This is a genomic window from Tenacibaculum halocynthiae (assembly GCF_964512825.1).
Taxonomy (GTDB): Bacteria; Bacteroidota; Bacteroidia; order Flavobacteriales; family Flavobacteriaceae; genus Polaribacter; species Polaribacter halocynthiae.
Genome location: NZ_CAZELG010000036.1, coordinates 120,453 through 145,274 on the forward strand (window position 1 = coordinate 120,453; position 24,822 = coordinate 145,274).

General features: G+C 29.1%; 21 protein-coding genes. 6 read left to right on the forward strand and 15 right to left on the reverse strand.

The window, feature by feature from the left end; all coding sequences use genetic code 11:
* Nucleotides 1-3: 3 nt before the first annotated feature.
* The 5 genes from ACKTTQ_RS14230 to ACKTTQ_RS14250 all read right to left on the reverse strand — a co-directional run bounded on the left by ACKTTQ_RS14230 (nt 4) and on the right by ACKTTQ_RS14250 (nt 7,532).
* Nucleotides 4-3,660 carry a ShlB/FhaC/HecB family hemolysin secretion/activation protein gene (locus ACKTTQ_RS14230; RefSeq protein ID WP_408049575.1) on the reverse strand — a complete coding sequence of 1,219 codons (3,657 nt, stop codon included), beginning with the start codon at nt 3,658-3,660 and terminating at the stop codon, nt 4-6.
* 30 nt (nt 3,661-3,690) lie between these two features.
* The gene (locus tag ACKTTQ_RS14235) at nt 3,691-4,269 is read right to left on the reverse strand and encodes a nucleotidyltransferase family protein (protein ID WP_408049576.1); all 579 of its coding nucleotides are present in this window, start codon (nt 4,267-4,269) and stop codon (nt 3,691-3,693) included.
* An 81-nt stretch (nt 4,270-4,350) separates the two neighbouring features.
* The gene (locus tag ACKTTQ_RS14240; protein ID WP_408049577.1) at nt 4,351-5,367 is read right to left on the reverse strand and encodes an XdhC family protein; all 1,017 of its coding nucleotides are present in this window, start codon (nt 5,365-5,367) and stop codon (nt 4,351-4,353) included.
* A gap of 33 nt (nt 5,368-5,400) precedes the next feature.
* A complete protein-coding gene (locus tag ACKTTQ_RS14245; RefSeq protein WP_408049578.1) occupies nt 5,401-6,966 on the reverse strand; it encodes a protein adenylyltransferase SelO in 1,566 nt (521 codons plus the stop codon).
* 131 nt (nt 6,967-7,097) lie between these two features.
* A complete protein-coding gene (locus ACKTTQ_RS14250; RefSeq protein ID WP_408049579.1) occupies nt 7,098-7,532 on the reverse strand; it encodes a hypothetical protein in 435 nt (144 codons plus the stop codon).
* A gap of 285 nt (nt 7,533-7,817) precedes the next feature.
* On the opposite strand from ACKTTQ_RS14250, the gene ACKTTQ_RS14255 reads away from it, so the two are divergent.
* The 4 genes from ACKTTQ_RS14255 to ACKTTQ_RS14270 all read left to right on the forward strand — a co-directional run bounded on the left by ACKTTQ_RS14255 (nt 7,818) and on the right by ACKTTQ_RS14270 (nt 11,596).
* Nucleotides 7,818-8,360 carry a hypothetical protein gene (locus tag ACKTTQ_RS14255; protein ID WP_408049580.1) on the forward strand — a complete coding sequence of 181 codons (543 nt, stop codon included), beginning with the start codon at nt 7,818-7,820 and terminating at the stop codon, nt 8,358-8,360.
* A 341-nt stretch (nt 8,361-8,701) separates the two neighbouring features.
* On the forward strand, nt 8,702-9,142 hold the full coding sequence (locus tag ACKTTQ_RS14260) for a hypothetical protein (RefSeq protein WP_408049581.1): 441 nt from the start codon (nt 8,702-8,704) through the stop codon (nt 9,140-9,142).
* Between the two features lie 10 nt (nt 9,143-9,152).
* Nucleotides 9,153-10,853, forward strand: a complete 1,701-nt coding sequence (locus ACKTTQ_RS14265; RefSeq protein WP_408049582.1) for a tetratricopeptide repeat-containing sensor histidine kinase — start codon at nt 9,153-9,155, stop codon at nt 10,851-10,853.
* A 5-nt stretch (nt 10,854-10,858) separates the two neighbouring features.
* The gene (locus tag ACKTTQ_RS14270; protein WP_299135430.1) at nt 10,859-11,596 is read left to right on the forward strand and encodes a LytR/AlgR family response regulator transcription factor; all 738 of its coding nucleotides are present in this window, start codon (nt 10,859-10,861) and stop codon (nt 11,594-11,596) included.
* A 2-nt stretch (nt 11,597-11,598) separates the two neighbouring features.
* Here the strand turns inward: ACKTTQ_RS14270 and ACKTTQ_RS14275 are convergent, their stop codons facing one another.
* The 6 genes from ACKTTQ_RS14275 to msrB are packed head-to-tail and all read right to left on the reverse strand — an operon-like array spanning nt 11,599 to nt 14,568.
* Entirely contained in the window at nt 11,599-11,940 is a 342-nt protein-coding gene (locus tag ACKTTQ_RS14275; protein ID WP_408049583.1) for a cyclic-phosphate processing receiver domain-containing protein, read from the reverse strand.
* Nucleotides 11,941-11,944: 4 nt separating this feature from the next.
* Nucleotides 11,945-12,505: a hypothetical protein gene (locus tag ACKTTQ_RS14280; protein WP_408049584.1), complete on the reverse strand. Its 561-nt coding sequence runs from the start codon at nt 12,503-12,505 to the stop codon at nt 11,945-11,947.
* Between the two features lie 24 nt (nt 12,506-12,529).
* The gene (locus ACKTTQ_RS14285; protein WP_408049585.1) at nt 12,530-13,366 is read right to left on the reverse strand and encodes a hypothetical protein; all 837 of its coding nucleotides are present in this window, start codon (nt 13,364-13,366) and stop codon (nt 12,530-12,532) included.
* Nucleotides 13,344-13,592 (reverse strand): glutaredoxin family protein, encoded by a 249-nt coding sequence (locus tag ACKTTQ_RS14290; protein WP_408049586.1) that lies wholly within the window; start codon nt 13,590-13,592, stop codon nt 13,344-13,346. The genes ACKTTQ_RS14285 and ACKTTQ_RS14290 overlap by 23 nt, the downstream gene beginning before the upstream one ends.
* A gap of 3 nt (nt 13,593-13,595) precedes the next feature.
* Nucleotides 13,596-14,126, reverse strand: a complete 531-nt coding sequence (gene msrA / locus ACKTTQ_RS14295; protein ID WP_408049587.1) for a peptide-methionine (S)-S-oxide reductase MsrA — start codon at nt 14,124-14,126, stop codon at nt 13,596-13,598.
* On the reverse strand, nt 14,119-14,568 hold the full coding sequence (msrB, locus tag ACKTTQ_RS14300; RefSeq protein WP_408049588.1) for a peptide-methionine (R)-S-oxide reductase MsrB: 450 nt from the start codon (nt 14,566-14,568) through the stop codon (nt 14,119-14,121). Before msrB ends, msrA begins: the two co-directional genes overlap by 8 nt.
* Nucleotides 14,569-14,673: 105 nt before the next feature.
* Between msrB and ACKTTQ_RS14305 the strand changes: the two genes are divergently transcribed.
* Nucleotides 14,674-15,879 (forward strand): Pycsar system effector family protein, encoded by a 1,206-nt coding sequence (locus ACKTTQ_RS14305; RefSeq protein WP_093870184.1) that lies wholly within the window; start codon nt 14,674-14,676, stop codon nt 15,877-15,879.
* 12 nt (nt 15,880-15,891) lie between these two features.
* On the opposite strand, the gene ACKTTQ_RS14310 is transcribed toward ACKTTQ_RS14305, so the two are convergent.
* The 4 genes from ACKTTQ_RS14310 to ACKTTQ_RS14325 form a co-directional block, all read right to left on the reverse strand.
* Nucleotides 15,892-18,282, reverse strand: coding sequence for a GAF domain-containing protein (locus tag ACKTTQ_RS14310; protein ID WP_408049589.1), 2,391 nt, complete (start codon nt 18,280-18,282; stop codon nt 15,892-15,894).
* Between the two features lie 146 nt (nt 18,283-18,428).
* Nucleotides 18,429-21,203, reverse strand: a complete 2,775-nt coding sequence (locus tag ACKTTQ_RS14315; protein WP_093870186.1) for an outer membrane beta-barrel protein — start codon at nt 21,201-21,203, stop codon at nt 18,429-18,431.
* A 76-nt stretch (nt 21,204-21,279) separates the two neighbouring features.
* Complete coding sequence (der, locus tag ACKTTQ_RS14320) at nt 21,280-22,587, reverse strand: ribosome biogenesis GTPase Der (RefSeq protein WP_093870187.1); 1,308 nt, start codon at nt 22,585-22,587, stop codon at nt 21,280-21,282.
* Nucleotides 22,588-22,667: 80 nt separating this feature from the next.
* Nucleotides 22,668-24,185 (reverse strand): choice-of-anchor I family protein, encoded by a 1,518-nt coding sequence (locus ACKTTQ_RS14325; protein WP_408049590.1) that lies wholly within the window; start codon nt 24,183-24,185, stop codon nt 22,668-22,670.
* A gap of 129 nt (nt 24,186-24,314) precedes the next feature.
* Between ACKTTQ_RS14325 and ACKTTQ_RS14330 the strand changes: the two genes are divergently transcribed.
* Nucleotides 24,315-24,821 carry an ATP-binding cassette domain-containing protein gene (locus tag ACKTTQ_RS14330; protein WP_113787528.1) on the forward strand — a complete coding sequence of 169 codons (507 nt, stop codon included), beginning with the start codon at nt 24,315-24,317 and terminating at the stop codon, nt 24,819-24,821.
* The last annotated feature ends 1 nt before the right edge of the window (nt 24,822 follow it).

A 24,822-nucleotide genomic window follows, 5' to 3' on the forward strand; every position in this document is an offset into this window, starting at 1 on the left:
GTGTTAAAAAGAAAAACCAATACCAAAAGCAACTCTATTTTCGTTAGTGTTTCCTTGGAAGTAAGAAATATTTAAGGTGAATAAATCAATTCCACTTAACCAAACAGAACCACCATAGCTAGTATGCCAAGTTGAGTTTTTAACTTCTCTAGGACTCCAAACACGTCCGTAGTCAAAACCAGCAGAAACTCCCATTTTTAATGGTAAAAATGAAGTTTTAATTTCTCCAAAGCGCAATCGTAAATCATTACTATGATAAAAGCTTTGAGTTCCTGTAAAACGCTGACGGTTAAAACCACGTAAACTTTTATCACCACCTAAAGTAGCAGCTTGATATATTTCAAATCGATTACCAATATTGATATGCGTGCCAACTTCAGAAGCAAAAACTAATGAACGATTTTGCACCAAGTTTTGATAAATAGCTAAAGAAGATTTAATATATCCAAAACGCTTTTCAAAGTCATTAATTTTTGATTTTGCTCCAACTGCTAATTCAAAATTCATTCCTTTAGAGGGGAAGCTTACATTGTCAATTCTGTTATGAGTAAAACCAAGTTCACTTCCTATAAAATAATTAGTATCAAAAATATTAATAGCACTTTGATTGTGATTTCTAATGTTTCTATTCGGTGTGTTTTGTACACGAACACCTTCTATAGAAGAAGCTAATTGAACAGCAAACCCACCTCTAAAACGTTTTAAGAGTGCTGGCGAAAAGCTTAATTCACTTTTCTTAATACGGTAATAATCTAAATCAAAATTTTGATTGTTTATACTGTTATTACCCCATCCAAAAAAGTTAATAGAATAATTATCACTAGTTGCTTTTGCGCGTATTGCTAAACTCCAATCTCCTATAAATTCAGTAAACTCACCATTATATTCAATGTCAAAACCATTAATAGCTGAAAAATAGTTTGCTGATAAAGAATGTTGACTTGCAAATGGACGTTTTTTAAACCCTTGTCGTGTATGGGTTACAGAGGCGCCAATAAAGAAACCATCATCTGGATTACTACCTAAGCTAGGAAAAACAAGAGTAGTGTTGTTATCTATATCTCGGTGATTATAGGTGTTTCTATAGTAATTGTCTGAGCGTAAATCGGCAGTTTCCTTGTTTCCGTTTACGGTATTTTTCTTTGATTTATAATCGTAGATTTTTGTTTTCTTACTCCAACCAGCTACTGAAGACTCATCAGTATACACATCATGATCTTGTCCTCCTATTAAGCGAACTAAAATACCGTTTTTAACTTTTCCAGTTATGGTGAAAGTATCATCACTATTTAATCCATAGATTTGAATTTCATTCGTTTCTTTGGTCGTAAAAGTGCGTTTATAGATTGTATTTTTCTTACGAGTAACAGTAACTCTAGTTTCAGTGTTATTTATACGTTCTATTGAGAATATATCCTTTTTGTCAGTACCTAGAATGTATACAGTTTTAGCTTGTTTTGTATAGTATCTACGAGCAATGCTTTTTAATTTATCTCTTCGTGATTTTATTTTTGCAATTGTTTCTTTTCCGTCTAGTTCATAAATCTTGGTAGGTAACTTTTTTATTGAAGCTTCAATAATATCATCTGTTAATTGTTTTTGAATATAATCCGCTTGTGCTAACCAATCTTTTAAAGTTAATTCATTTAAAAATTCAGCATCAAAAAAACGAGGGTAATTGTTATACCATTTCATATTTTTAATATCATTTTCAAAAGTTTGCATGTTTTTAACTAAAGGAGCAAACTGTTGAAATAAAGGAATCATAACTCCGTCGAATTTAGAAAAAGGTTGATCTCTATCTCTAGGTATAGGTCGGTAATAGGTGTTGCCATTATCGGTTTTAAATGAAGCCCAACGCCATTGATCTTCATGACGATCCCAATCTCCAATTACCATATCAAACAAGCGAGAACGTATAGCCCATTCTTGATCTACTGTATGCTTTCCATTTTTACGAATCTTTTCTAAAACATCAAAAGTATTTATAATGTTCGTTGAATTACCAAAACTATCTACATCTTCTCTATTACCAGCAGGACGTTCTTCTAATAAATATAAACCACCTCCAAAAATAGTGTTGTATTTACCTAAAGCTGGTTGTTTAGGCATATAGTATAGCTTAGGATTTGTATGGTAAATATTCACAGCTTCTGCCATATCAGGAATAACAAATGCAGCATATGGGTGCGACATAGTAAAAATATCTTGTACAACGTCAATTAAAAAAGTCCCTTTTAAGATTCCTCCCATAATACGACTACCATCTTTATACATAGAACGTAGTACATATTGTTTTCCTTCAGGATTTTCAAGACGAAGTGAATTTGTTTGGTTTCCTCCTCCTTGTCTAATAGGCTTTAATCCACCAAAAACAGACTCTAATTCTAAAACAGGTACTTGTATTTTTTTACCATATTTTTCACGGTGTAAGTCTCCCCACATAAATTTATGAAATCCACTTACTTTTGTAGCTTCTGAAGGATAAATAGAAGTTTCAATAACTTTTTTATGAGCATTATATTCACTAAAATCAGGAGCTTTCTTTACTGTTTTTGGAGCGATAATTTCTTTACTAAATAGCAGCTTATTATTATCGGTAGTGTTAGCAGCGTAATATTCAATTACAGCAGAACCATCTTTATGAAAATTTAATTTAGCATATCCGTGATTACCATAGGTGAAAGGAGCATTATAACCAGCTAAAGCAGGTGATTGTTTAGAACCTGAACCACTTACTACTTGTTTGAAACCATCATTTTCTATATACTGAAGGTTGTGTTCATGACCACCAACAAAAACAATGTTATTTTTAAAGTCATCAGCAATAGTTTTTATTTGTTCTATAAAATCTGTGTAACTTTTGTTAAAATTGTCAGTTTCAATACCAGCATGTGAACGCAACATATTTTTTAGAGTACCTAAAACAGGTATAGGCTTCATATGGTCTTTAAAAGAAAAACTACCACCATGAGGTCCATTACTATATAATGGGTGATGCATAGCTACTACTACATTTTTATAACGATTTTTTTTAAACATTCCAGATAGTTCATCCATAAAATGTTCACGTGTTTTAATATCACAATTCTCATTAATAGTTGGGTGATTATTCCAGTCAGTAATAAACCATTTACTGTCAATAATAATAAGAGTTAAGTTATCATTGATGTTTACTTTTTTTAATCCACATCCTTTTTCTGGTAAAAAAGAATTTTTACCCAAGGCCTTTTCTACCATTTTTTCTTGGCGTTTTAAACCTTTTAAACCATTATACCAATCATGATTACCAGGAGTGAAAATAGTTTTTCCTTTAAAGTTTTTTACAGCATCTATTTGAATTTGTAATCTATGTTCAGCTAACGCTCTTTCAGTAGTTTTCTTTTTAGGCATTCCTATAGGATATATATTATCACCTAAAAAAAGAGCTGTACTATTTTTTGTTGAGGTTTGTAGATCTTTTTGAAAATACTCTAAAGAAAGTAAGTTTTTACCCAAGCCAGCATTACCAGCATCTCCAATTAAATAAAAAGAGTGAGAAAGCTCTTTATTAACTTTAATTGTTTTAGGTGCTTTATTATTGGCATATTGTGCTTTATACGTTGCACAGCCAGTTATAAAAATAAAGGCAATGAAATATAGGAAAAATCTAATGTTCATAAGTGGTTTTATTGAATTACAAAAATACTATTAATTCGTTAGTTTATTATAGTCTTCAGGAGTATCAATATCTATCAAATTAAAAGGCGTCATTTTTACAAGATTTTCTTCTTCATTCTTAAGAAGCTCTTTAGCACCTTTGTCGCCTTTTAATTGTAACAATTCTGAAAAATAAGTAGCCGGAAATATAGCTGGGACACCTACTTTTTTACCATAATTAGAAGCAATTATTTTTGTAGGATTTTCTTTAGACATAAGAAGCATTTCATGAATATAAAATGAAGTAATTTTTGGTTGATCAGCCAAAAGTATCGTTACTGAATCGTATTGTTTGTCGACTATGTATTTAATCCCAGTTACTATGCTTGAACTTAATCCATTTTCATAGTTATAATTATGTAATATTTGGATAGGGTAGTGCTCAATTTCTTTTTTTATAAGTTGAAAGTTTGCTCCTAAAACACAATAAACAGTTCCTGTTTTTAAATTTAAAACTTGCTCTATCGTCCAACCTAATAAGTTGGTATGTTTAAAAGGGAGTAGTTGTTTAGAGCTTCCCATTCGAGAAGAACTTCCAGCGGCAAGAATAAGGATAGCGGTTTTATTCATTGTTCTTAATAATTATTGTTAAAGAAGTAAAGTATTCCATATAGAGATTGCTTCATTACTTTCGCAATGCCGAATTTATAATTATGTGTGAATTTTACCTGTTATTTTTTTTAATGAAAAAACTTCTTTATTTCTGATAACTGATAATATTTCAGCAACAATAGATAATGCAATTTCTTCTGGAGTTATTGCGCCAATATTTAACCCGGCAGGCGTGTGAATTTTATCTAAAAAGCTATCAGAAACGTCAGGAGATAGTTCAAATAATTCATTGAATAGTTTTTCTCTTCTCTTAGCAGCACCCAATATTCCAATATAACTAGGGTTGGTTTCTTGTAGTTTTATTATGTATCGTAAATCGTAGGTGAAACTATGATTCATAAGAACGATAGCAGTATGTTGATTTATGTGTGTTAATTCAACCAATTCTGGAGTTTGTGCAATTACCGATTTTGCTCTTGGGAAATCTGATAATTGTTTAGGGTCTTTTATAGAAGTTATGACTTCAACCTCCCAACCTAATAACGTGGCTTGTTTACATAGTTTTACAGCATCATGTTCTCCTCCAATGATAACTAAACGAAATAGCGGTTGCATGGTTTGTGTAAATACTAAAGATTTATTATTTATCGTAGGTTTAAAATGATTAGAAAAGGTGAAGGGTTTTTTGCCAAACTGAATTACTGTGCCGAAGTTTCCTTCAATTTCATCTTCTTTTTTATAGTGAGCGTTTATACTAAAAGGGATTCTTTTTTCGATACTACTAGAAAATTCTTTTAAAAATTCAGGTGTAAGATTAATGGATTCTAATAAAATATATAAAATGCCCTCACAACCTAACCGATATCTACCGTCATAAGCTATAACTTTTGGAGTTCTTGTTTTAAAAACTGTTTGAGCTCTTCGTTGCACTTCTTTTTCTACACAACCACCGCTTACGGCTCCTGTTATTTTTCCGGCAGAAGATAGCAACATTTGTACACCAGGCTTTCTATAGGAAGAACCATCTAAAGCAACAACAGTCGCCAATACATTTTGGATTCCTTTTTGCTGATTAAGAAAAGCTTGTTGAATAATTTCTTTAAACTCGTGTGTCATTAATAGAAAACATTTCCTTAAAAGTACAAATTTTTAGGAACTACATGAAAGCATTGAACAACCTACTTTATTACGTGCCCATTCAGGGCGCTTGGCAAACCATTTATGATGTTGAGGTTGTTCGCTATACGGTTGCTTTAATAACTGATAAAATTCTTCAATTAAATTGTAATCGCCCTTGTTAGCATCATCAATTGCCAGTTGTGCCATGTAATTACGTAATACATATTTAGGGTTCACTCCATCCATATGTTGTTTACGCTGTTCATTAGTTTGAGTTTCTTGTTGTAATCTATCAATATATTGAGTAAGCCAAGTTTCCCAATGCTTTTTTATTTCGTCTTTTAATTCTAGTGGGTTATAAAAAGCTTCTGTTATTTTTTTAATGGCTATAGAAATAGAATCTTCTTTAGTGATGTTTGATAGGTTTCTGAAAAATATAGTCATATCCGTTTCTATCAAATGTAACGTTTCTTCTAGTCTACCAATAAGCTCAGAATCCGTATCGTTATTTTGAATTAAACCTAACTTACTTTTCATCATAGTTTCATATTGCTCTTTAAAAAGAGAATTGTACCCATCTAAAATATGTTGTAAAGGTTCAGCTTCTTCAATAAGTGGATATAAAGCATTCGCTAGTTTAAATAGGTTCCATAATCCAATATAGGATTGATTTCCGAATCGGTAACGTTTATGTTGAGCGTCTGTTGTATTTGGCGTCCATCCAAAATCAAAACCTTCTAACCATCCATAAGGACCATAATCAATTGTTAATCCTAAAACAGACATGTTATCCGTATTCATAACACCATGTACAAAACCAACGCGTTGCCAATGTACTATCATTTCAATCGTATTATCTCTAACCTTGGTTAAAAAATCAAGATATTTTTGTTTTCCTGTTGAAGTTATTTCTGGGTAGAAATGGTTGATTGTATAATCTGTTAATTGTTGTAAAGCTGTATGATTTTGCCTGGCAGAAAGAATTTCAAAACTTCCAAAACGAATAAAACTAGGAGCAGTTCGACTAACAATAGCTCCTTTTTCATAAGCTCGGTTTCCGTTGTATAATACATCTCGTAAAACTTCATCACCAGATAAGCTTAAAGACAAAGCTCTAGTTGTTGGAACTCCTAAATGATGCATTGCTTCACTACATAAATATTCTCGTATAGAGGAACGTAAAACGGCTAAACCATCAGCAGTTCGTGAGTAAGGTGTTTCACCAGCTCCTTTTAATTGCACTGCCCATTGTTTGTTACTGTGAGCTACTTCAAATAAATTAATAGCTCTACCATCACCTAATTGCCCAGCCCAATTCCCAAATTGATGACCACCATAGCACATGGCATACGGATGCGTATTTTCTAACACCTCATTTCCCGTAAAGATGCTTAGAAATTTGTTCGTTTTTGCATCATCTTTTGTGAGACCTAATTCAACTAACATTTCTTCAGAAACATGAATTAATGAAGGATTAGCTGTTTTTTTAGGCGTTACATACGAAAAACAAGCATCTAGTACTTGCCTGCGAGTGTTTTCTATAACTTTATCTGCAGGTAGTTCTTTATTAAAAGTATTATTTAGGTGTAGCTTCATTAGAGTGTGGTTTTACTTCTCTTTTTTCAACTAACAAAGTTATTACACTTATAATAAATAAACTGAGTATTAATAAAAAATAAAAAACCTCAGATTAGCTTAACTAATCTGAGGTTTTTAGATTTTAAAATTTATGCTTTAGATGCTACTTCAGATTCATTAAGTAATAACTCTAGTTCTTTATTTAATAAATCATGATTAAATCGATCACCAGAAAGGTCAGTATTTATAATAGTTTCTCTAATTCCGAAAGGACCTTTTACAACTCCTTTAATGTGGAAGTTAAGTTTAGTATTATTACATTGCCATTTAGAAATAGTTACTTCAAGAGAAAGTGGTCCCATTATTGGGTAAGTATTTGTTTCATTTCCTTTTAAAACAACTCTTTTACCTCCACTACCACGATTGGTTTTAACAAAAACATCAGTGTGAAATTCAGCACAACCACCATTATTGTCATAAACTTTAATGTTTGCTGTTCCTTCTATACGTATTCCAACAATACTAAACTTAAATTTTCTAGTTTCGTCAATAATAATTGGTCCTCCGTTTGATAATTTGCTCATAATAAATAGTTTTAATATTCCTTACTCGTAAGGCTTTTCAGGATTCGCCTCGTTTTTGTAGTTTCTGAACTCTACTTTGTTTGGTTTTAGAAAATTATTTTTTAGCGCTAATAATAAGTTTCTGATAGTAAAGTTGTTTATTTAATAAGTTTTAAAAGGAAAGTATGCCGTAAACGAAGAGTAAAAATTCGTGAATGATTAAAAAAAAAGTGTAAAGGAATGTAAGTTCTTTTTCTGTCATGAAAAAACACTACATTAGCATTATAATCTATAAAACAATGACTTATGAAAAAAATGCTATTAATACTTTGTTTAAGTATCTTATGCTCAAATTGTGGAAGTGATGCAGATATTCAAACTGAAAATAAAAACGCTACTGAAAATAAAGTTATCCTTTTAGATAATACTAAAAAGATAAATATTGAAAAAGTACAAAACAATATACCTCCTTTACAGATAGGGAAAGATAGAATTATTGGGCCGTTTGTAACTATAAATGAATTTGAAGGAGTTAGTTATGCTAATATCACTGCTTTTTTCGATAATGAAGCAATCTCATTTTCAAATCAATTATCTGTAACTTCTTATATAAATAACGGAATGTTAAATATTACTGTTACGGCGAAAGAAGAAACTAATATTAATGCTAATAATCAATCGTTATGGTCAGTAGTATATGGATTAGATAAAAAAGAACTGGCAGGTACTAAAAAAATTAATGTAGTTATAGATTTTAATAGTGCCGTTTATACGCAAAAAGGAACTATTAAAAATAAATTATTGAGAGAACCTACTCGTGGTACATTGGTTATTCCTCCTACTAAATAATACTAAATTTTATTTAAGTTTTTAAATTCCAGTTTTTTTAGAGATTTAAAAAAAATATAAAACCCTCAAGTAGAATTATCAATTTGAGGGTTTTGAAGTTGTTATATAGTTTCTGAACTCTATTCTGTTTGGTTTTAGAAAACTATTTTTAGCGCTAATAATAAGTTTCTGATAGTAAAATTACAATTGAACAAGTACTTTAATGGATTAATCTCAGTGAGTGAATTAAGAAAGTACGTGAGTGTTAAAAAAAAGGAGGTAAGCGTTTGAAATTGAGTGTTTGATGTGTTGATGTTTGTTGCATAATAGAGTATCTTGCAGTATAATCAAACTAACTAATCATGGAAAACAAAAAGAACTTAGAATTATATTCTATAATTAAAGAAATTAAAATTCAAAAAATAAGTAAAAATCAAACCCCTATTAGTATTGATGGGCATACATCTTTAGGTCCTTTTGTAAGAATTACAGAAACTGGTAGTTTAAATTATTTATATGTTACTGCTTTTTTTGATGAAGAAGTTATAGAGGGGGGTGTTGAAGAGTTCGATTTTAATGTAGTTATTTTTAATAAAGAATTAGAATTGTTAATCAAACCTAAAAAGAAAACTAATCCAAAAGCAGAAAAACAATGTTTATTAGCTTTTATATTCACTATACATGATAAGGAGTTTAATGAGATTGATAAAGTAAGAGTTGATATCAATTTTAATGGAGGGCCATCTATTAATGAACCAAGAAGAGGTACAAAAGTAATAACTTCATCTGAAACTGTTTCTTAAAAGGTAAAATGTGTTTTCTATAAAAAGATATACTGTTTTTTTTGTTTTTCTTCATTATGGCTGTTTTTCTCAAACAGGGTATATAGATGATTGGTTTTCTAATAATTGTGACTACTGTGTAAGTTTAAATGCTAAACAAAAAAAATTAGATAAAGATAAAATTACTTGGCATAAAGCACATATTGCTTTTGAAAATAAAGATTATAAAAAAGCAAATTATTATCTATTAAGCGATAAGCATAGTTTTATTGAAAAAAAACATATTTTACAGGGTCATATATTTTTAAGGTTAGGTGTTTATGATAAAGTAAAAAAATATTTTAATGATTCTATTCTTAAGAAGAATGAAAAGTATAATCTATTAATTTTGAAAAGTCTGGCAGATTTTTACGAGAAAAAAAATAAAGACTCTGCTATTGTGTATTATAAAAAAATATTAAAATATAATACTATTCCATATAAGTTAGAAAATGAAGTACATGAAAGTTTAGCTTATATTAATTTATCAAAAAGACAGTTTGGAAAAGCAGAAATTTCTTATAAAATTTTATTAAAGAAGTGTAAAAAAAATAATGATAGTCTTTTTTTAGCAAGGATTTTTTCTAGTTTAGGTAATTTATACTTTGAACAATATCAAGATAAAAAAGCAAAGAAATATTTTGATACTGCTTATACTGTAGTTAAACCTTTGAAAAACCTTAGAATAAAAAGTAATATTAGCCATAATCTATACATTGTATCTGAAGCTTTAAAAGAACATAAACAAGCTATTAAATATTTAAAAGAGTACAATGTTTTTCAAGATTCAATTCAAAAAGAGAACACTATTTGGCAAGTAGCACAACAAAAAGAAGTATTCAATATTGAAAAAAAGCAAGTTGAGATAGATAAAAGAACTGCACAACGTAATGTTTTTATAGTTTTAGCTATAGCTACATTATTACTGTTAGTAGTAATTTACTTTTTCTACAAAAAACTACAACAAAAGCATCAACAAATAGGTGTTTTAAATGAAGAATTAAAAGAAGTAAATGCATTAAAAAATCAAATATTTAGCATTGTTGCTCATGATTTACGAAGTCCTGTAGCTTTATTAAAACAGAAATTTCAAGTTTATGAGCCTAAAGAAAATAAAGAAACGATAACTATAAATAAAGATGTAGTTTCGGTAATAGATTCACTAAGTTTTTTGTTAGATAATTTGTTGAACTGGTCCTTAAGTCAATCAAATTTATTGTTTGTACAAAAAGATTGGTTTCCATTATTGCCGGTTGTAAAGCAAATAGAACATCAATATCAATCATTATTACAAGAAAAAAAGATAGAATTTACTAGTAAGGATTTAAATTCTGTATTAATTTTTGGAGACATGGAGTTGTTTAAAATTGTACTACGTAATTGTTTAGATAATGCCATAAAATTTACGCCAATTGGTGGCACTATTATGATTTCAGGTGTGGTAGAGAGCGAGTTTTTTAAATTACGAATTCAAGATTCAGGAGTTGGTATACCAGAAACGGTATTGAAAACATTGTTTGAGCTAGATGCTCAAAAAGCACAAAAAGATACAGAAGGAAGAAAAAGTTCTGGTTTAGGTTTACATCTAGTAAAATCGATGATTGAACTAAATGATGGAATGATAAGCATAGAAAATAACCCCCAAGGAGGAACGATAGTAAACATATCAATACTTCATAAAATAATTGCCTAATAGGTATGGAAAGAATTAAGATTTTAATTTTAGAGGATAGTAAAGAAGAAGCACAAATAGTAGAAAATATAGTGTCTAAACATTATGATGTTGTAGGTGTAGCTACAAACTATAATGAAGCTGTTGCCTTTTATCATTTACACAAACCTGATTTAGCAATTTTAGATATTTTTATAGAAGGAGAGCGAGAAGGAACTAGGTTTGCAACTTATATTAATGAAAATAGAGCAATACCCATTTTGTTTTTAACTAGTGCTAAAGATAAAATTAGTTTTACAGCAGCAAAAAGCGCTAACCCACATAGTTATTTGTTAAAACCTATAGATCCGTTTGGTATTAAATTTACTATTGAACTAGCTTTTGAAAAGTTTGTGAATGGAGTAGGGCAATTATCTACTAAAGAAGAGGCAGTTCTAAAAGTAAATGAAGAGTTATTTATAAAAAAGAAAGATTCGTTATTTAAAATATCTAAAAATGATGTGTATTATATAGAAGTAGATGATAAATATTGCCATGTTTATACAAAAGATGCGCAATTTTTAGTGCAAAAAACTTTGAAAAGCTTTGCTGAAGAATTTACAGATATATTTATTCAAACTCACAGAAGGTATTTGGTAAATAGAAACCAAATAGAAAGGATTGATACAGCAGATTATAATATTATTCTTAAAAATAAGATGACAGTTCCGTTAAGTCAACGACATAAAAAAGAAGTGCTTGAAATTTTTACTATTTTAAAATAGTTTTAAGTGGTGTGTTTATTTAAATGGTTAATATAATTTGTTAAAAGCCCTCTAATTTGTTCTGCTGCTACTGGGTTTGCTGAATGAACTTTAAATTGTAAGTTTTTTAGGTTTAAACCAGATTTGTAAACAAGCCATTTAGCTGCAGCCAATCCATCGGGTGCAATATTTCCATTAGCGTCAAGACCTAGGTCATTGTCAAAACTAATAAAATTTGGGAGTCCGTTAGTAGTAATATAAGCTACAAAGTCTTCATAAGTTCTAACAATGTCAAATTCACTTTCCATTGATTTGTCATAAATCATTTCAATAGTTCTAATATCGTCAAGAAATAGTTTTTTCATAGTTTTATATTTTCATGTGGACATTGATGTTTTTTGATTTTAAATCGTTATAAAAATCATCTAAATTCTTTTCAGTCCAATTTTCACCACAGCAATCGACATCTAAATTAACACAATAAAAAGTTTCAATTTTTTTTCCCAGTTTAATTTTAATTTGGTTACGATTAATTATGAAAAAGATCCATAAAAATATTGAATTTACTGTTCTTTTATCGTTGTCTATTATAACTTCATTAATACTGCTTAAATTATATTTTTTAATTGTTTTAAAAGGAAAGTTTGGGTTTATAACTAGTAGATAATTGTTAGAAACAATAAAACTATTGTTGTAATAGGCAGAGATAACGTATGATATAATGAAATATGAAATAATTAAAGAAATGATAATTATATTAAAAGAAGTTGAGAATAATGAGCCTATAAAATAAATTGAAAAAGGACTAATGATGATTAGTATTAAAAAAATAAAAATAAACCATGATTTTATAGGGCTATGATAAACAGTATATTGATCAAGAGGTAGCTGTTTTAGGTGTTTTTTTATTCTTTTATCTTCTAGCTTCATATAGTTTTTATTGCAATTTTTTAATTAAAAGTTTCTTAAACTACTATAATGGTAATGATTTGTTAGCTCTTCTATATTGTTAATTGTTTTGATTTTTCTTCCTTTTTCTGTGAAAACAAAAATAGAGGATTGATTTTTTACTAATCTTATAATGTCTTTGTCTATAAGAATTTTAAAGTGTTTTAATATTGTTTTTTTAGGGTTATTAGTATTTTTAGATACCTCATGTAATAATATTGAAATATTTTCTATAGACTCAGTTCCATTATTTGATTGAAGCCAAAGTAATTCAAAAAGATTTTCAAATACATTAAGTTTTGAATTTAAAGAGTCAATAAAAGATAGCTGATTTTCATAATTATAGCCATTGGTTATGAGTTTCATTTTTACATCATTGAATTCTAATAAAAGTGTAGTCTCTGAAATTTGATATTCATATTTTTTCCATGCTAGATATCTAGCATATCTTATAGGTACATTAAGTTTAATTAAAAGATTAAATAAAGAAAAAAGAGATGGGGTTATTTTTTCTTTTCCACGTTGGAGTTTAATTTTAATAATGTCATTATTATTAACAGGTATAACTGAAATTTTGTTTGAATAATTAAATCGTATTAAAATTCCATTAGTGTATTTTTGAATATTGCATCTTGTGTTAATTTTAATAGCATTTATTTCTTTGTTTTCAGTACTAATAGATTTAACAAAAAAGGAACGACTACCAATAGTATTCATTTTTCTTAGAGAAAACTTTATTGGTTTACCAATGAGTTTCTCTATGCTATAATTTTTTATTTCTTTTCCAGTTAAAATCACGTATTCTTTTCTAGTTAGCTGTTTATTTAATGGAAAATTTATCAATCCATTTATTTAACTCTTTATCTGAAGGGTTTCTGAGTTTTTTTTTTCCAATTGTAATAGTAGGGAAATTCAATTTTTTATTTTCATATAATTTACGGAGCTCTTGAGCATACTCACTATTTTTTTCAACATCTAAAAAAATAAAATCAATATTCTTAGCAAGGAAAAATTCTTGGTAATATATGGTTTTATGACACCTTTGAGCTCCGTATAATTTAATAATCATTGCTTATTTTAATTTGTCAGCATATAGTTTTCTGAGTTTACTTAACTTTGGGGTAATTACAAAATTGCAATATCCTTGTTCTCTATTTTGATTGTAATAATCTTGATGATCCTCTCCAGCATCATAAAAAGTAGGAATTTCACTAATTTCAGTGACTATAGGTTCTTCAAAATAAGGTTGTATCTGTTGTATTACTTCAGTGGCTATTTGTTTTTGCTCTGAGTTATGATAAAAAATAACAGATCGATATTGAGTTCCTACATCAGCTCCTTGTCTATTTAAAGAAGTTGGATCATGAGTGGTCATAAAAATAGTGATAATTTCTGCATACGAAATTATTGTTGCATCAAACATAAATTGAATCACTTCTGCATGTCCAGTCAATCCTGAACAAATTTCTCTATAGGTTGGCTTTCCTGGAACAGTACCTCCGGCATATCCAGAAACTACTTTTTCTACACCTTTTATTTTTTGAAAAATAGCTTCAGTACACCAAAAACATCCACCTCCTAATGTTGCTAACTGTTTATTCATTACTTTCTAATTTAATACTTAATGAGTTTACACAATAACGTAATCCGCTAGGTTCTGGTCCATCAGGAAAAATATGACCCAAGTGGGCATCACAAGTATTACATAAAATTTCTACTCGTATCATTCCATGCGTAGTATCTTTATGATATTTAACAGCGTTTTTTTCTACAGGCTGCGTAAAACTTGGCCATCCTGAACTTGAATCAAATTTTATGTTTGAATCAAATAAAGGAGTATTACAGCAAGTACAATTATATTTACCTTCTGTAAAAGATGAGCAAAGCTCTCCGCTAAAAGGTCGTTCGGTTCCTTTTAAACGTGTTATAGTATATTCTTCTGAAGATAATAATTTCTTCCATTCTTCATTTGTTTTTTCTACTCTTTTCGTTGGAATTGGATTTCCGTTTGTAGTAAAACTGATAATGTTTTTCCAAGTAAGCATATTCTATGTTTTTAAGTAATTAATAGTCGGTACAGGGGCTAATTCCTTACAATTATTAATTGTGCTAAAGTTTGGTTATTTTTACATTCTAAAAGTAGCCAATTCATGAGTAATTTATTAGAAAAAGTAGAAAGTTATGTGATAAATTTTTTAAACGCTGGTTTAAAAAAGAAATTTGTATATCATAATATAGCTCATACGCAACGAGTAGTAGAGAAGTCAAAAGAATTAGCGGAGTTAGAGTTACTTGATGAAAGAGATACAGAAATACTTCTTACTGCTGCTTGGTTTCATGATACAGGGTACACTGTAGATTTAAATAATCATGAGGAGGAAAGTGTAAAAATAGCTTCTGAATTTTTAAAAAAAGAAGGTGGTGAAGAAATAATAGATGAGGTTACCCGTATTATTTTAGCAACAAAAATGGGTGTAGTACCTAACAGTTTACTAGAAAAAATTGTAAGAGATGCTGATTGTTCTCACTTAGGGAGTAAGAATTATGAGGAGTTCTCTGAATTACTTCGTAAAGAGTTAGAATTAACAAAAGGATTAGAGTTTTCAGATATTGATTGGCTTACTAATAATATTAATTTTTTAACTCAAGATCATAAATATTATTCAGTTAAAGCTATTAAAACTTGGGAAAAGCAAAAAGGTAAAAACTTAGCACAGTTATTAAAAGGGTTAAAGAAAACCAAACAAGAATTAGCTAAGATTAAGCAGAAAAAAGAAGAATTAGCTATTAAAAAAAATAAAATTGATTTACCCGAAAGAGGTATTGAAACAATGTTTAGAGTAGCGCTTAGAAATCATATTACTTTAAGTGATATTGCAGATACGAAAGCAAATATTTTATTATCGGTAAATGCTATTATTATTTCCATGACATTGTCTACTTTAATTCCTAAATTAGATAATCCATCAAATAGCTACTTATTAGTTCCTTCTATTATTTTTATAATTTTCACAGTAATTTCTATTATTCTATCTATTCTTGCTACACGGCCTAATGTTACTGAAGGGAAGTTTTCAAAAGAAGATGTTGCTAACAAAAAAGTAAACTTAATATTTTTTGGTAATTTTCATAAAATGAGTTTGCCGGAATTTGAATGGGCAATGGATGAAATGTTAAAAGATCGAGATTATTTATACGGCTCACTTACTAAAGATTTATATTTCTTAGGATTAGTGTTAAATAGAAAATACAGTATATTAAGAACAACATATACTGTATTTATGATTGGAATTATAGTAAGTGTAATATCTTTTGCAATAGCTTTTTATATGCAAAGTGGTGCGGCTGCAGTGTAACTGCACTAAATACTATTGCTTGAAATCGTGTAAAAGTTGGTCTATAGTTATTGTTTTGTCTGATGTAAAATCATTTTGATAAATTACTTCAACTCGTAAAGCTTTTAAACCAGAAACCCCTTGAAGGTCTTCTAATTCTAATTTTTCTATGCTCCCAAGCTGATTTTTTGACTGCAAATATTTTATGTATTTAAGATATTCTCTAGCATCTTTATCTTGTGAATAAACAATAGCTATTTTACCAGGTACAGTTAATCTGTCATTGGTGTTTTTTATATGTGCTTTGTCTATTCGTTTTTTTATTATTTCATAACGAATATTATAAGCTCCATCAACATCAAATTGTTTTTCATCCATTCTAAACTTTATAGCTAAAGAATTACTGTGAACTAAAATTAATGAAGCAACTTCTAAATCATGTGTTAATGTTTTTCTAGTAGTGTTAGCAAGGTTCTCCATTTTACACATGGTTTGTAATTGCCATAAACGAAGGTTATAGAGGTACAGTTCATCAAACTTTTTTTGTCTTGTTAACGATTGCCCAATGTACATGTTGTACTCAACACCATCAGTTTTATAGCGTTCAAAATAATGAGGAAACATTTCTTGAGCTTCCTCTTGCTTAGTGTCAATAAACTTTGCTAGCTTGTCATTAAGCTTTGTAACGCTTTGTTCATAGGCTTTACGTTTGTCATAAACTACATGTAAATTTGCATCTAAGCTGTTAGTATATGTTTTTACAAGCTCTGTGAGTTCAAGATTAATTTCTTTTACATGGTTAAAAACTGGATAAATATCCTTCTTAAGAAAATCTAAAATGCCTATTTCGTCACCTGCTTTTAGTCCCTTTTTTACTTCGTGTAAATATTCTTTAACTCTAAATGTTAGTTCATTATATATCGGTAGATTTTCGGCTTTACAAGCTTCATTTAAAACATTAATTGCCAATGTTAATTGAGTTGTTAAATCGTCTTTAATAGCCGTATTTCTAGCTATAGAAGATCCTTTAACATCTATTTGACCATATAATGGATATACATTTTCAAAAACAATTTGTTCAATTTTTGCTTCTTCTTGCTTTGAAAATAAAGCGTTTTGATATTTTTCAGCTGCTTCATAAAATCGCCATTTTACCGAAGGGTGAATAGAAGTATAATGTTCTTGGATAGTAGCTTCTAAGGTGTTTAAAAACTCTTCAGAATTTCTTTCTGCTGCAGCTTTAAAAACTGGAATTATATCTTTTAACTTTTGTTTATTTACTGAGTTTAATTCATAAGGTCTTGGTGAAGCTATTTCAAGTAAAACAAGATCTCTGTTGGTAGATGTTTTTATAGGAATTAATATAATGCTTCCTATATTTTTTTCTTTTAGTTTTTGGTAAAAATCATTTTCACCTGAATTTATTCCATATTGTTCAATATCAGAAAGTACTACTTCTTCATTTTTATTGAAAATTTTAGAAATTATATGATCACAGAAAAAACCATTACAGGTAATTATTGTTCCATTTTCAATTAAAATACTTTCAGAAATTTTTACTCTTGGAGGTTCTACTTCAATATTACTAACATCATATACAGAAAAGCCTACTTTTAAATCTTTAATAGTGTAAAACTCACTTAAATTTTTCTGTAGTTTCTCAACTATACTACCGTCATCTTTTTGAAGTAAATTGGTTCTAATAGCACTTAGTGTTTCATCGGCTGTAACATCAAAAAGATTCATAATCCCAAACCCTTTAAATATATATGAGTTAGGTGGAAATTTTTCTCTCCAAATATCAATATTATTAAAATTATCTAATAATAATTTGATGTCTTCTTTCGTGATTTCTGGAGCATTTTTAGATGGAGAAATATCCATGAAATCTCCATTGAAAGCAACACGATAATGCTTAGTTACTCCTAGTTTTTTATCTGGTATATCAAAAAAGAAAGGTCTTTTTAAATCTACAGGATAATTATATACTGTTCCTAAAATAAGTGTACAAGCATAAATGTACATTACATCATCTTCAAAATTCCGAACTTTTAATTCGTAGTCATCACCCGCATTTTCTAATATATTTTTAAAACGTTCAGTGTATTTAAAAGTGGTAAAAGAAAAAGGAATAGTGGCTACTTTAATTTCATTATTTGATAATATTTCAGGGAATAAGGCATCTAATAGATGGTTGATTGTGTTTTCATGTTTTTTTAATAATGAAAAATCTGAAAAACCATTGATAAGTTCAGGAGCTTTTTCAATTTCACGGATCATTACTTTAGCAGATTCATGGAAAGGATGTTGCTTAGATGCTTTATCTGCATACTTTTGAAATATTTCAAAAACTCTTTTAAAACTAATGTTTAGTTGTAAAGGGAGTTCTATGTTTTGAATATCCGTAATACTTTTAATTTCCATGTTGGGTGAATTTCTTTTTGCAAATTTACAAAATACTAATGGTATAGTCGTTTTTTGATAAGTGAGCTTGCATTGTAAAGGAATTTGTGTGAATAAAAAAAGCCATTATAGGATATAATGGCTTTTTATTGAGTTTTTAAGGCTGATTAAAAATGACTTCCGTAGTCTCGAATTTTTCCTTTCTTACCTAAACTATTAAATTTCCAGCTAAACCCTAACATAAAATATTGTTGAAGTACAGTACTTTCAGAATCTTGAATATAGTTAGATGTTGATGTTCTTCTGGCATTATTATTCTGTTTTAATAAATCATAAGCTTTTAAAGTGATTGTTCCTTTATCTTTCATTACAGAATAAGCTAAGGTAGAGTTCCAAAACCAAGCAGAGTTGTTAAATCCTACTACATTGGGGTTGTAACTATATCGTATATCATTTCTCCACTCTAATTTTTTAGGGAAGTTTGTTTTCGTTCTAATATTTAAATTGTGTCTTGTAAAGTTTAAGTTGTTAAAATTATCAATATCAAAAGTTGTATTTGATAACGATACTGAATATCTAGGCTCAATACTTATAATTTTATTCCATTCAAACGTAAAACCAATATTAGGAGATATTGATGTTGTTGTTGATTTATATTGTATATCATTAAAGAAGTTAATGCTTCTATTTCCGTTAATATTAGTTCCAATTCTTAGTTTTATAGTGGTAATAGAATCTAGTTTTACTTGTTTACTGTAGCTACCGCCACCCCAAAAGTTGTATCCGCCATTTACATTTTCATAAGTTGTAGTTCTAACAAAGTTAGCATCAATACTACTCTTAGAAACTACTTGGTTATTTACTAAATCACCTCCAGCATAGATAAACATTCCTGTTCTTTTTTGCCAATTGTATTTGTTGAAGTTAAGATATACTCTATGTCTTTTAATTGGTTTTAAAGAAGGGTTACCAGTTATTATATTTAGTGGATTACTAACATTTTTAAAAGGTTGCAATTGAGTTATAGAAGGAGCATCATTTTCTAAATTATAATCGAAATATATTGATGCTTTTGAATCAAAACGATACCTAAAAGTACTTCTAAGTTTTAAAGCATTAAAATCTTTCTTTAAGTTTAAATTAGGTCTTAACTGATCATTGTTTTTTAGAGTTCTATTAACATATCCAGCTTCAATGTCAAAACGCCACTTTTTAACTTTATAAGCAATACCTAAAGAAGGGGTTTTGGTAATGTCGTCTGATTTAAAGTTTGAGCTTAAATCTGTATTGAAATCGGTATACTGATTTAAAGAACTATTAAAGTCAAAAGTATTATTTACATTTTCACGTTCATTTTTTCTATAACGATATTCGAAATCTAAAAATAGTTTTTTAGAAATTATTGCATAGCGATAGCTTACACTTGTTCTGAAACTATTTAAATTATTTTTAATATCACTAAATTGATTTCTGTTTTCTACAGAAGGTGAAGTTCCAAAAATTTCTGTTTTAGAAATATTGTAATTTTCAGTATTAGCTTTATCAATTTGATTGGTAATAGAAGCTTTAATAAAAGAACCTTTACTATTTAATCGTTTAGTAATATCAATATCATTTTCAAAATTATTGGCACTTGATTTAGATCGAGAGTTGATAAAAGATTTATTGGTTAATGTTTTGTCTTTATCAAAAGATTCTTGAAGATTGTTATAAGTTCCCTCTCTATCATTTTTTATAAACCTAGGGGCAACATTGATTAAAAATGTTGAGTCGATTTCTATATCAAATTCAGCATCTATACTATGATTATCATTTTCATCAAAAGTAGAAGAGTTTGAGTTAGAAAAATAACGACTACCATCAGGTAAAATATTTTCTCTATTTCTTTTAGAGTCATTGTTAGAAGAACTACCAGAATAAAAATAGTTTAAATTAACATCTAAACCTTTTTTATAAGTATCTGCATAAGTAACTCCTGCAGTTTTAGATTTAATAATTCCTTGGCCGCCTCCAAAACGTCTTCCGTTTACACTGAAAGATCCATTACTACTGAACCATGTGTTACCTCCTCCAAACATTTTTTGAATTTCACCAAAACTAAATCCAGGAGAATTAATATTATTGGTACTAGCTAATACACTAATTCTTCTATCATTATTAAAACGATTAACCATTGTGGCACCTTCATAGCGTTTATCAGTTCCTGCACCTGCTGAAATTCTTCCAAACCATCCTTTGTTATTTTCCTTTTTTATTGTAAGGTTTATTGTTTTATTATTAGCATCTCCTTTACCACCACTAAAAGCATCAGATTTAGATTTAGTATCTGTAATTTGAACTTTTTCAATAATTTCTTTTGTTAAATTTTTAGTTGTAATTGAGGGGTCGTTACCAAAAAAAGGTTTTCCATTTACCAAAATCTTATTAACAGGTTTTCCATTTACAGTAATTTTACCCGCTTCATCTACTTCAACACCTGGAAGTTTTTTTAATAAATCTTCAACATTTGCATCTTTCTTTGTTTTAAAAGACTTTACATTAAACTCTAAAGTATCTTTTTTAACAGTAATAGGCGCTCTTGATTTTATTACAACCTCACTAAGAAGAGTGCCTTCTTCATCTAGAGATATGTTACCAAGATTATATAATGATTTTTTGTCAAGAGAAATTAATTTCGAGTAATTTTTCATTCCAACAAAAGACACAAAAAGTTTAAGGTTTTTATGAAATGATTTTCCTTCTAAAGAGAAAAAACCTTTGTCGTCAGATATTGTATAAGAAACAACTGAGCTATCTTTTATTTTTTCTAAGTGAATTGTCGCAGCTTCAATAGCTGTTTTTTCTTTTTCTGTTTGAATTTTCCCTGTTATTTTAAAGGGGTATGATTGTGCAAAAAAATGGGTGCTAAATAAAAATATAAAAGCATATAGTAGTTTTTTCATAGTTTTTGTACATATAAATTTCAATGCACAAAAGACGAGAAAAAACTACTAACGTTTCATTAAAAAAATGTTAAACTTATTTCTGTCTAAAATAGATACTTATAGGAACACCTGTATAGTTATAATGTTCACGTAATTGATTTTCTATATAACGTCTATATGGATCTCTAATATATTGAGGTAAATTAGCAAAGAAGGCAAATTGGGGAGTATGCGTAGGTAACTGCATACAGTATTTAATTTTGATATATTTACCTTTAGTTGCTGGTGGTGGATTATGTTGTATAATTTCTAGCATAGTTTCATTTAACTTACTAGTTTGAATACGACGTTTTCTGTTTTCAAATACTTCAACAGCAGTTTCAATAGCTTTGAATATACGTTGTTTTGTAAGTACAGAAGTAAATACAATTGGTACATCAGTAAAAGGAGCTATTTTTTTACGTATCTGCGCTTCAAAATCACGCATAGTATTGGTTTGTTTTTCAACTAAATCCCATTTATTAACTAGAATAACAACTCCTTTTCTGTTTTTCTCAGCTAACCAAAATATTTTTTCATCTTGACCTTCAAAATCTCTTGTTGCATCAATTACTAGAACAGCAACATCACAATGTTCAATTGCTCTTACAGCTCTCATTACAGAATAGAACTCTAAATCTTCTTTAACTTTTGATTTTTTTCTAATTCCAGCTGTATCTACTAAATTGAATTCAAAACCAAATCTATTATATTTTGTATCTATAGAATCTCTAGTTGTACCAGCAATATTGGTAACAATGTTTCTGTCTTCTCCAATTAAAGCATTGATAAAAGATGATTTTCCAGCATTAGGTCTTCCAACTATAGCAAAACGAGGTAGTTCACTTTCTTCTTCTTCTTGATCTGGTTCAGGAATAGCCTCAACTACAGCATCTAATAATTCTCCAGTACCACTACCATTTATAGAAGATATAGTATAATAATCACCTAATCCAAGATTGTAAAACTCTACAGCATCAGCATCTCTCATGGCGTTATCTACCTTGTTTACAGCCATAAAAAGAGGCTTTTTAACTTGGCGTAATATTTTAGCTACAGCATCATCCATAGGAGTAATTCCTTGCTCTACATCTACCACAAATACTATAATATCAGCTTCATCAATAGCTAATTGTACCTGTTTTCTAATTTCACCTTCAAAGATATCATCTGACCCAACTACATATCCTCCTGTATCAATTACAGAAAATTCTTTACCGTTCCATTCTGATTTTCCATAGTGCCTGTCTCTTGTAACACCACTTACAGAATCAACTATTGCTTCTCTACGTTGAACTAAACGGTTAAATAAGGTAGATTTACCTACGTTTGGTCTTCCTACTATTGCTATAATATTACTCATTTTGCAAAGGTAGTGTTTCTATAAAACAAAACAACTATTGATTGCTCACCAATAGTTGTGTAGTTGCATTTTTTTTAGTTTTATTTTAAATTTTCATAAATACTAACAGTTCCACTATCTTCATTAGATACAATAAGTAAATCTTTACCATTAGGGCTATCCTTTGAAGGAATAGCTAATAATCCTTCTGGAGCTTCATCACCATTATGAGATAGAATAGTTAAAAATATTGGAGCAGCAGGATTAGAAATATCATATACTAATACTTGGTCAGTTCGTTCAAGGCCAACAAATAGAATATAACGTTGATTAGCTATATTTAAAACTTCTACGCTTTCAGGTTCGGCACCTTTATCGTCACTTCTTTTATCGTCATCATTAAATTTATCAGAAGTAGTTGCTAGTAGTTCTTTAGCAATTGTATTTCCACTGTCGTAAATTAAATTTCCATTTTCAGACCAAATACTAAAAGAGCGTGCACCATAAGAATATAATTTATCATAATCTCCGTCATTATCTGTATCGCCTATATCTAAAGCAATTTTTAATCTTCCTAAATTAGCTTCATTTTGATAATCATTTATAGAAGGAAAAACAGTTGGGTCTAATTTTATTTTTTTAATTCTTTCTTCATTAACAAATCCAGGAGTTCCATCATACTCTCTAGCGTCACCTTCATTTGCTGAGATAACATAACCAACTCCTTTTATAGTAACATGAGTTATAGCATCAGGTTGATACATTCCGTAAACTGGTACTTGTCGTAATTCTTTTTTACCGTCTTTATTACTTGGGTCAATTGAGTTTTTAGCTATGCTATAGTCTTTAAAACCTAAAGGATAAATAGTTTCTATTGTTTTTGTAATCAAATTTATTTTGGCAATTCCGTTGTTTTCTTGAAGTGAAACCCAAGCAGTTTTTGAATCATCTGAAATAGTTATGTATTCTGGTTCAACATCTTTAGCTAAAGTAGCATTGGGGCCAAATACTCTGAAACCTTTACTTTCTAATTCAGCCTCTTGAGAGTTAAACGAAGAAAAATCAAGAGTAGTTATTTGTTTGTTTTCAATAGAAATAATGCTAACACTTCCTAAAGGGTCATTAGTATAGTCTTTATTAGGTTCACCTTCGTTTGCGCAAACAATCATTTTCCCATCTTTAGAAAAAGTGACCATGTCAGGTAATGCCCCTACAGTAAAAGAAGCTTCTAATGATTGATCATCTGTATTGTAAAGCGCAATTTTCCCATTACTTTGTTTATTGTTATTTTCAATAGCTACAGCTAATTTACCATTGTATATACTAACGCTATTAGGTGATCCACTTGTTATTGTTATTGGTGTCTTTTTTACAGGTGTATTTAAATTTGTTATGTCATAAATTGAGATTTCTTTTTTTTCAACATTTACAATAAATATTTTTTTAGTTTTCGCATCATAAGCAGTTATTTCTGAAGCACCTTCACCGCCTACTTTAATTGTTGTTTTATGTTTAAAATTCACATTAGTGTTTTCAAGGGCAGGAGCTGGAGAGTCATCATTACAACTTGCAATGAATAAAAAAGATAATGCAATAATACTTTGTGCTAAATTTTTCATGGTTTTTATATTTCAGGCAAAGCTGTAAGTTCTTTTTTAACTAAAAGTTAGTGTAAGTGTAAGTATTTGTTATGATTAGTTAATAATTGTTTTAAAATTGTAAATTTGATAAAATCAATTAGCTAGGTAATGGATAATACATTATACAATCAAATTTTTTTAAAGCCAAGGTTTCAAATAGATTTTGAAATGAAAGCCGATTTATTACTTGAAAAAATAAAAACTAACATAGACGAAAACCAGAAGTTTAAAATGAAGGTTGTTGATAATCATATTATAGTTGATGTGCCTGAGAAAGAAAACCATTATTGGTCACCGCAATTACAAATAGAAATTGAAGAGTTAACTGAATATACAAGTAAAATTAAAGGGTTGTTTGGTCCTAAGCCTCAGGTTTGGACATTGTTTATGTTTATACACTTTGGTGTTGCTACTGCATTTTTAATTTTTGCTGTAGTTGCATATAGTAATTGGTCTTTAAAAAAAAGTGGATTTTTTCCTATAGTAATGCTTGTCGTTTTACCTTTACTATGGATTGTACTCTATGTCATAGGAAGTATAGGTAAATCAACTGGGAAAAAGCAGATGGATGAACTTAAAGAATTTACTAAGCAGATTTTAAAAAATATTAAATAAA

Coding starts and splice junctions, on each gene's coding strand:
- ACKTTQ_RS14230 (WP_408049575.1), bottom strand. CDS start 3,660: ATGAACATTAGATTTTTCCTATATTTCATTGCCTTTATTTTTATAACT.
- ACKTTQ_RS14235 (WP_408049576.1), bottom strand. CDS start 4,269: ATGAATAAAACCGCTATCCTTATTCTTGCCGCTGGAAGTTCTTCTCGA.
- ACKTTQ_RS14240 (WP_408049577.1), bottom strand. CDS start 5,367: ATGACACACGAGTTTAAAGAAATTATTCAACAAGCTTTTCTTAATCAG.
- ACKTTQ_RS14245 (WP_408049578.1), bottom strand. CDS start 6,966: ATGAAGCTACACCTAAATAATACTTTTAATAAAGAACTACCTGCAGAT.
- ACKTTQ_RS14250 (WP_408049579.1), bottom strand. CDS start 7,532: ATGAGCAAATTATCAAACGGAGGACCAATTATTATTGACGAAACTAGA.
- ACKTTQ_RS14255 (WP_408049580.1), top strand. CDS start 7,818: ATGAAAAAAATGCTATTAATACTTTGTTTAAGTATCTTATGCTCAAAT.
- ACKTTQ_RS14260 (WP_408049581.1), top strand. CDS start 8,702: ATGGAAAACAAAAAGAACTTAGAATTATATTCTATAATTAAAGAAATT.
- ACKTTQ_RS14270 (WP_299135430.1), top strand. CDS start 10,859: ATGGAAAGAATTAAGATTTTAATTTTAGAGGATAGTAAAGAAGAAGCA.
- ACKTTQ_RS14275 (WP_408049583.1), bottom strand. CDS start 11,940: ATGAAAAAACTATTTCTTGACGATATTAGAACTATTGAAATGATTTAT.
- ACKTTQ_RS14280 (WP_408049584.1), bottom strand. CDS start 12,505: ATGAAGCTAGAAGATAAAAGAATAAAAAAACACCTAAAACAGCTACCT.
- ACKTTQ_RS14290 (WP_408049586.1), bottom strand. CDS start 13,592: ATGATTATTAAATTATACGGAGCTCAAAGGTGTCATAAAACCATATAT.
- msrA (WP_408049587.1), bottom strand. CDS start 14,126: ATGAATAAACAGTTAGCAACATTAGGAGGTGGATGTTTTTGGTGTACT.
- msrB (WP_408049588.1), bottom strand. CDS start 14,568: ATGCTTACTTGGAAAAACATTATCAGTTTTACTACAAACGGAAATCCA.
- ACKTTQ_RS14305 (WP_093870184.1), top strand. CDS start 14,674: ATGAGTAATTTATTAGAAAAAGTAGAAAGTTATGTGATAAATTTTTTA.
- ACKTTQ_RS14310 (WP_408049589.1), bottom strand. CDS start 18,282: ATGGAAATTAAAAGTATTACGGATATTCAAAACATAGAACTCCCTTTA.
- ACKTTQ_RS14315 (WP_093870186.1), bottom strand. CDS start 21,203: ATGAAAAAACTACTATATGCTTTTATATTTTTATTTAGCACCCATTTT.
- der (WP_093870187.1), bottom strand. CDS start 22,587: ATGAGTAATATTATAGCAATAGTAGGAAGACCAAACGTAGGTAAATCT.
- ACKTTQ_RS14325 (WP_408049590.1), bottom strand. CDS start 24,185: ATGAAAAATTTAGCACAAAGTATTATTGCATTATCTTTTTTATTCATT.
- ACKTTQ_RS14330 (WP_113787528.1), top strand. CDS start 24,315: ATGGATAATACATTATACAATCAAATTTTTTTAAAGCCAAGGTTTCAA.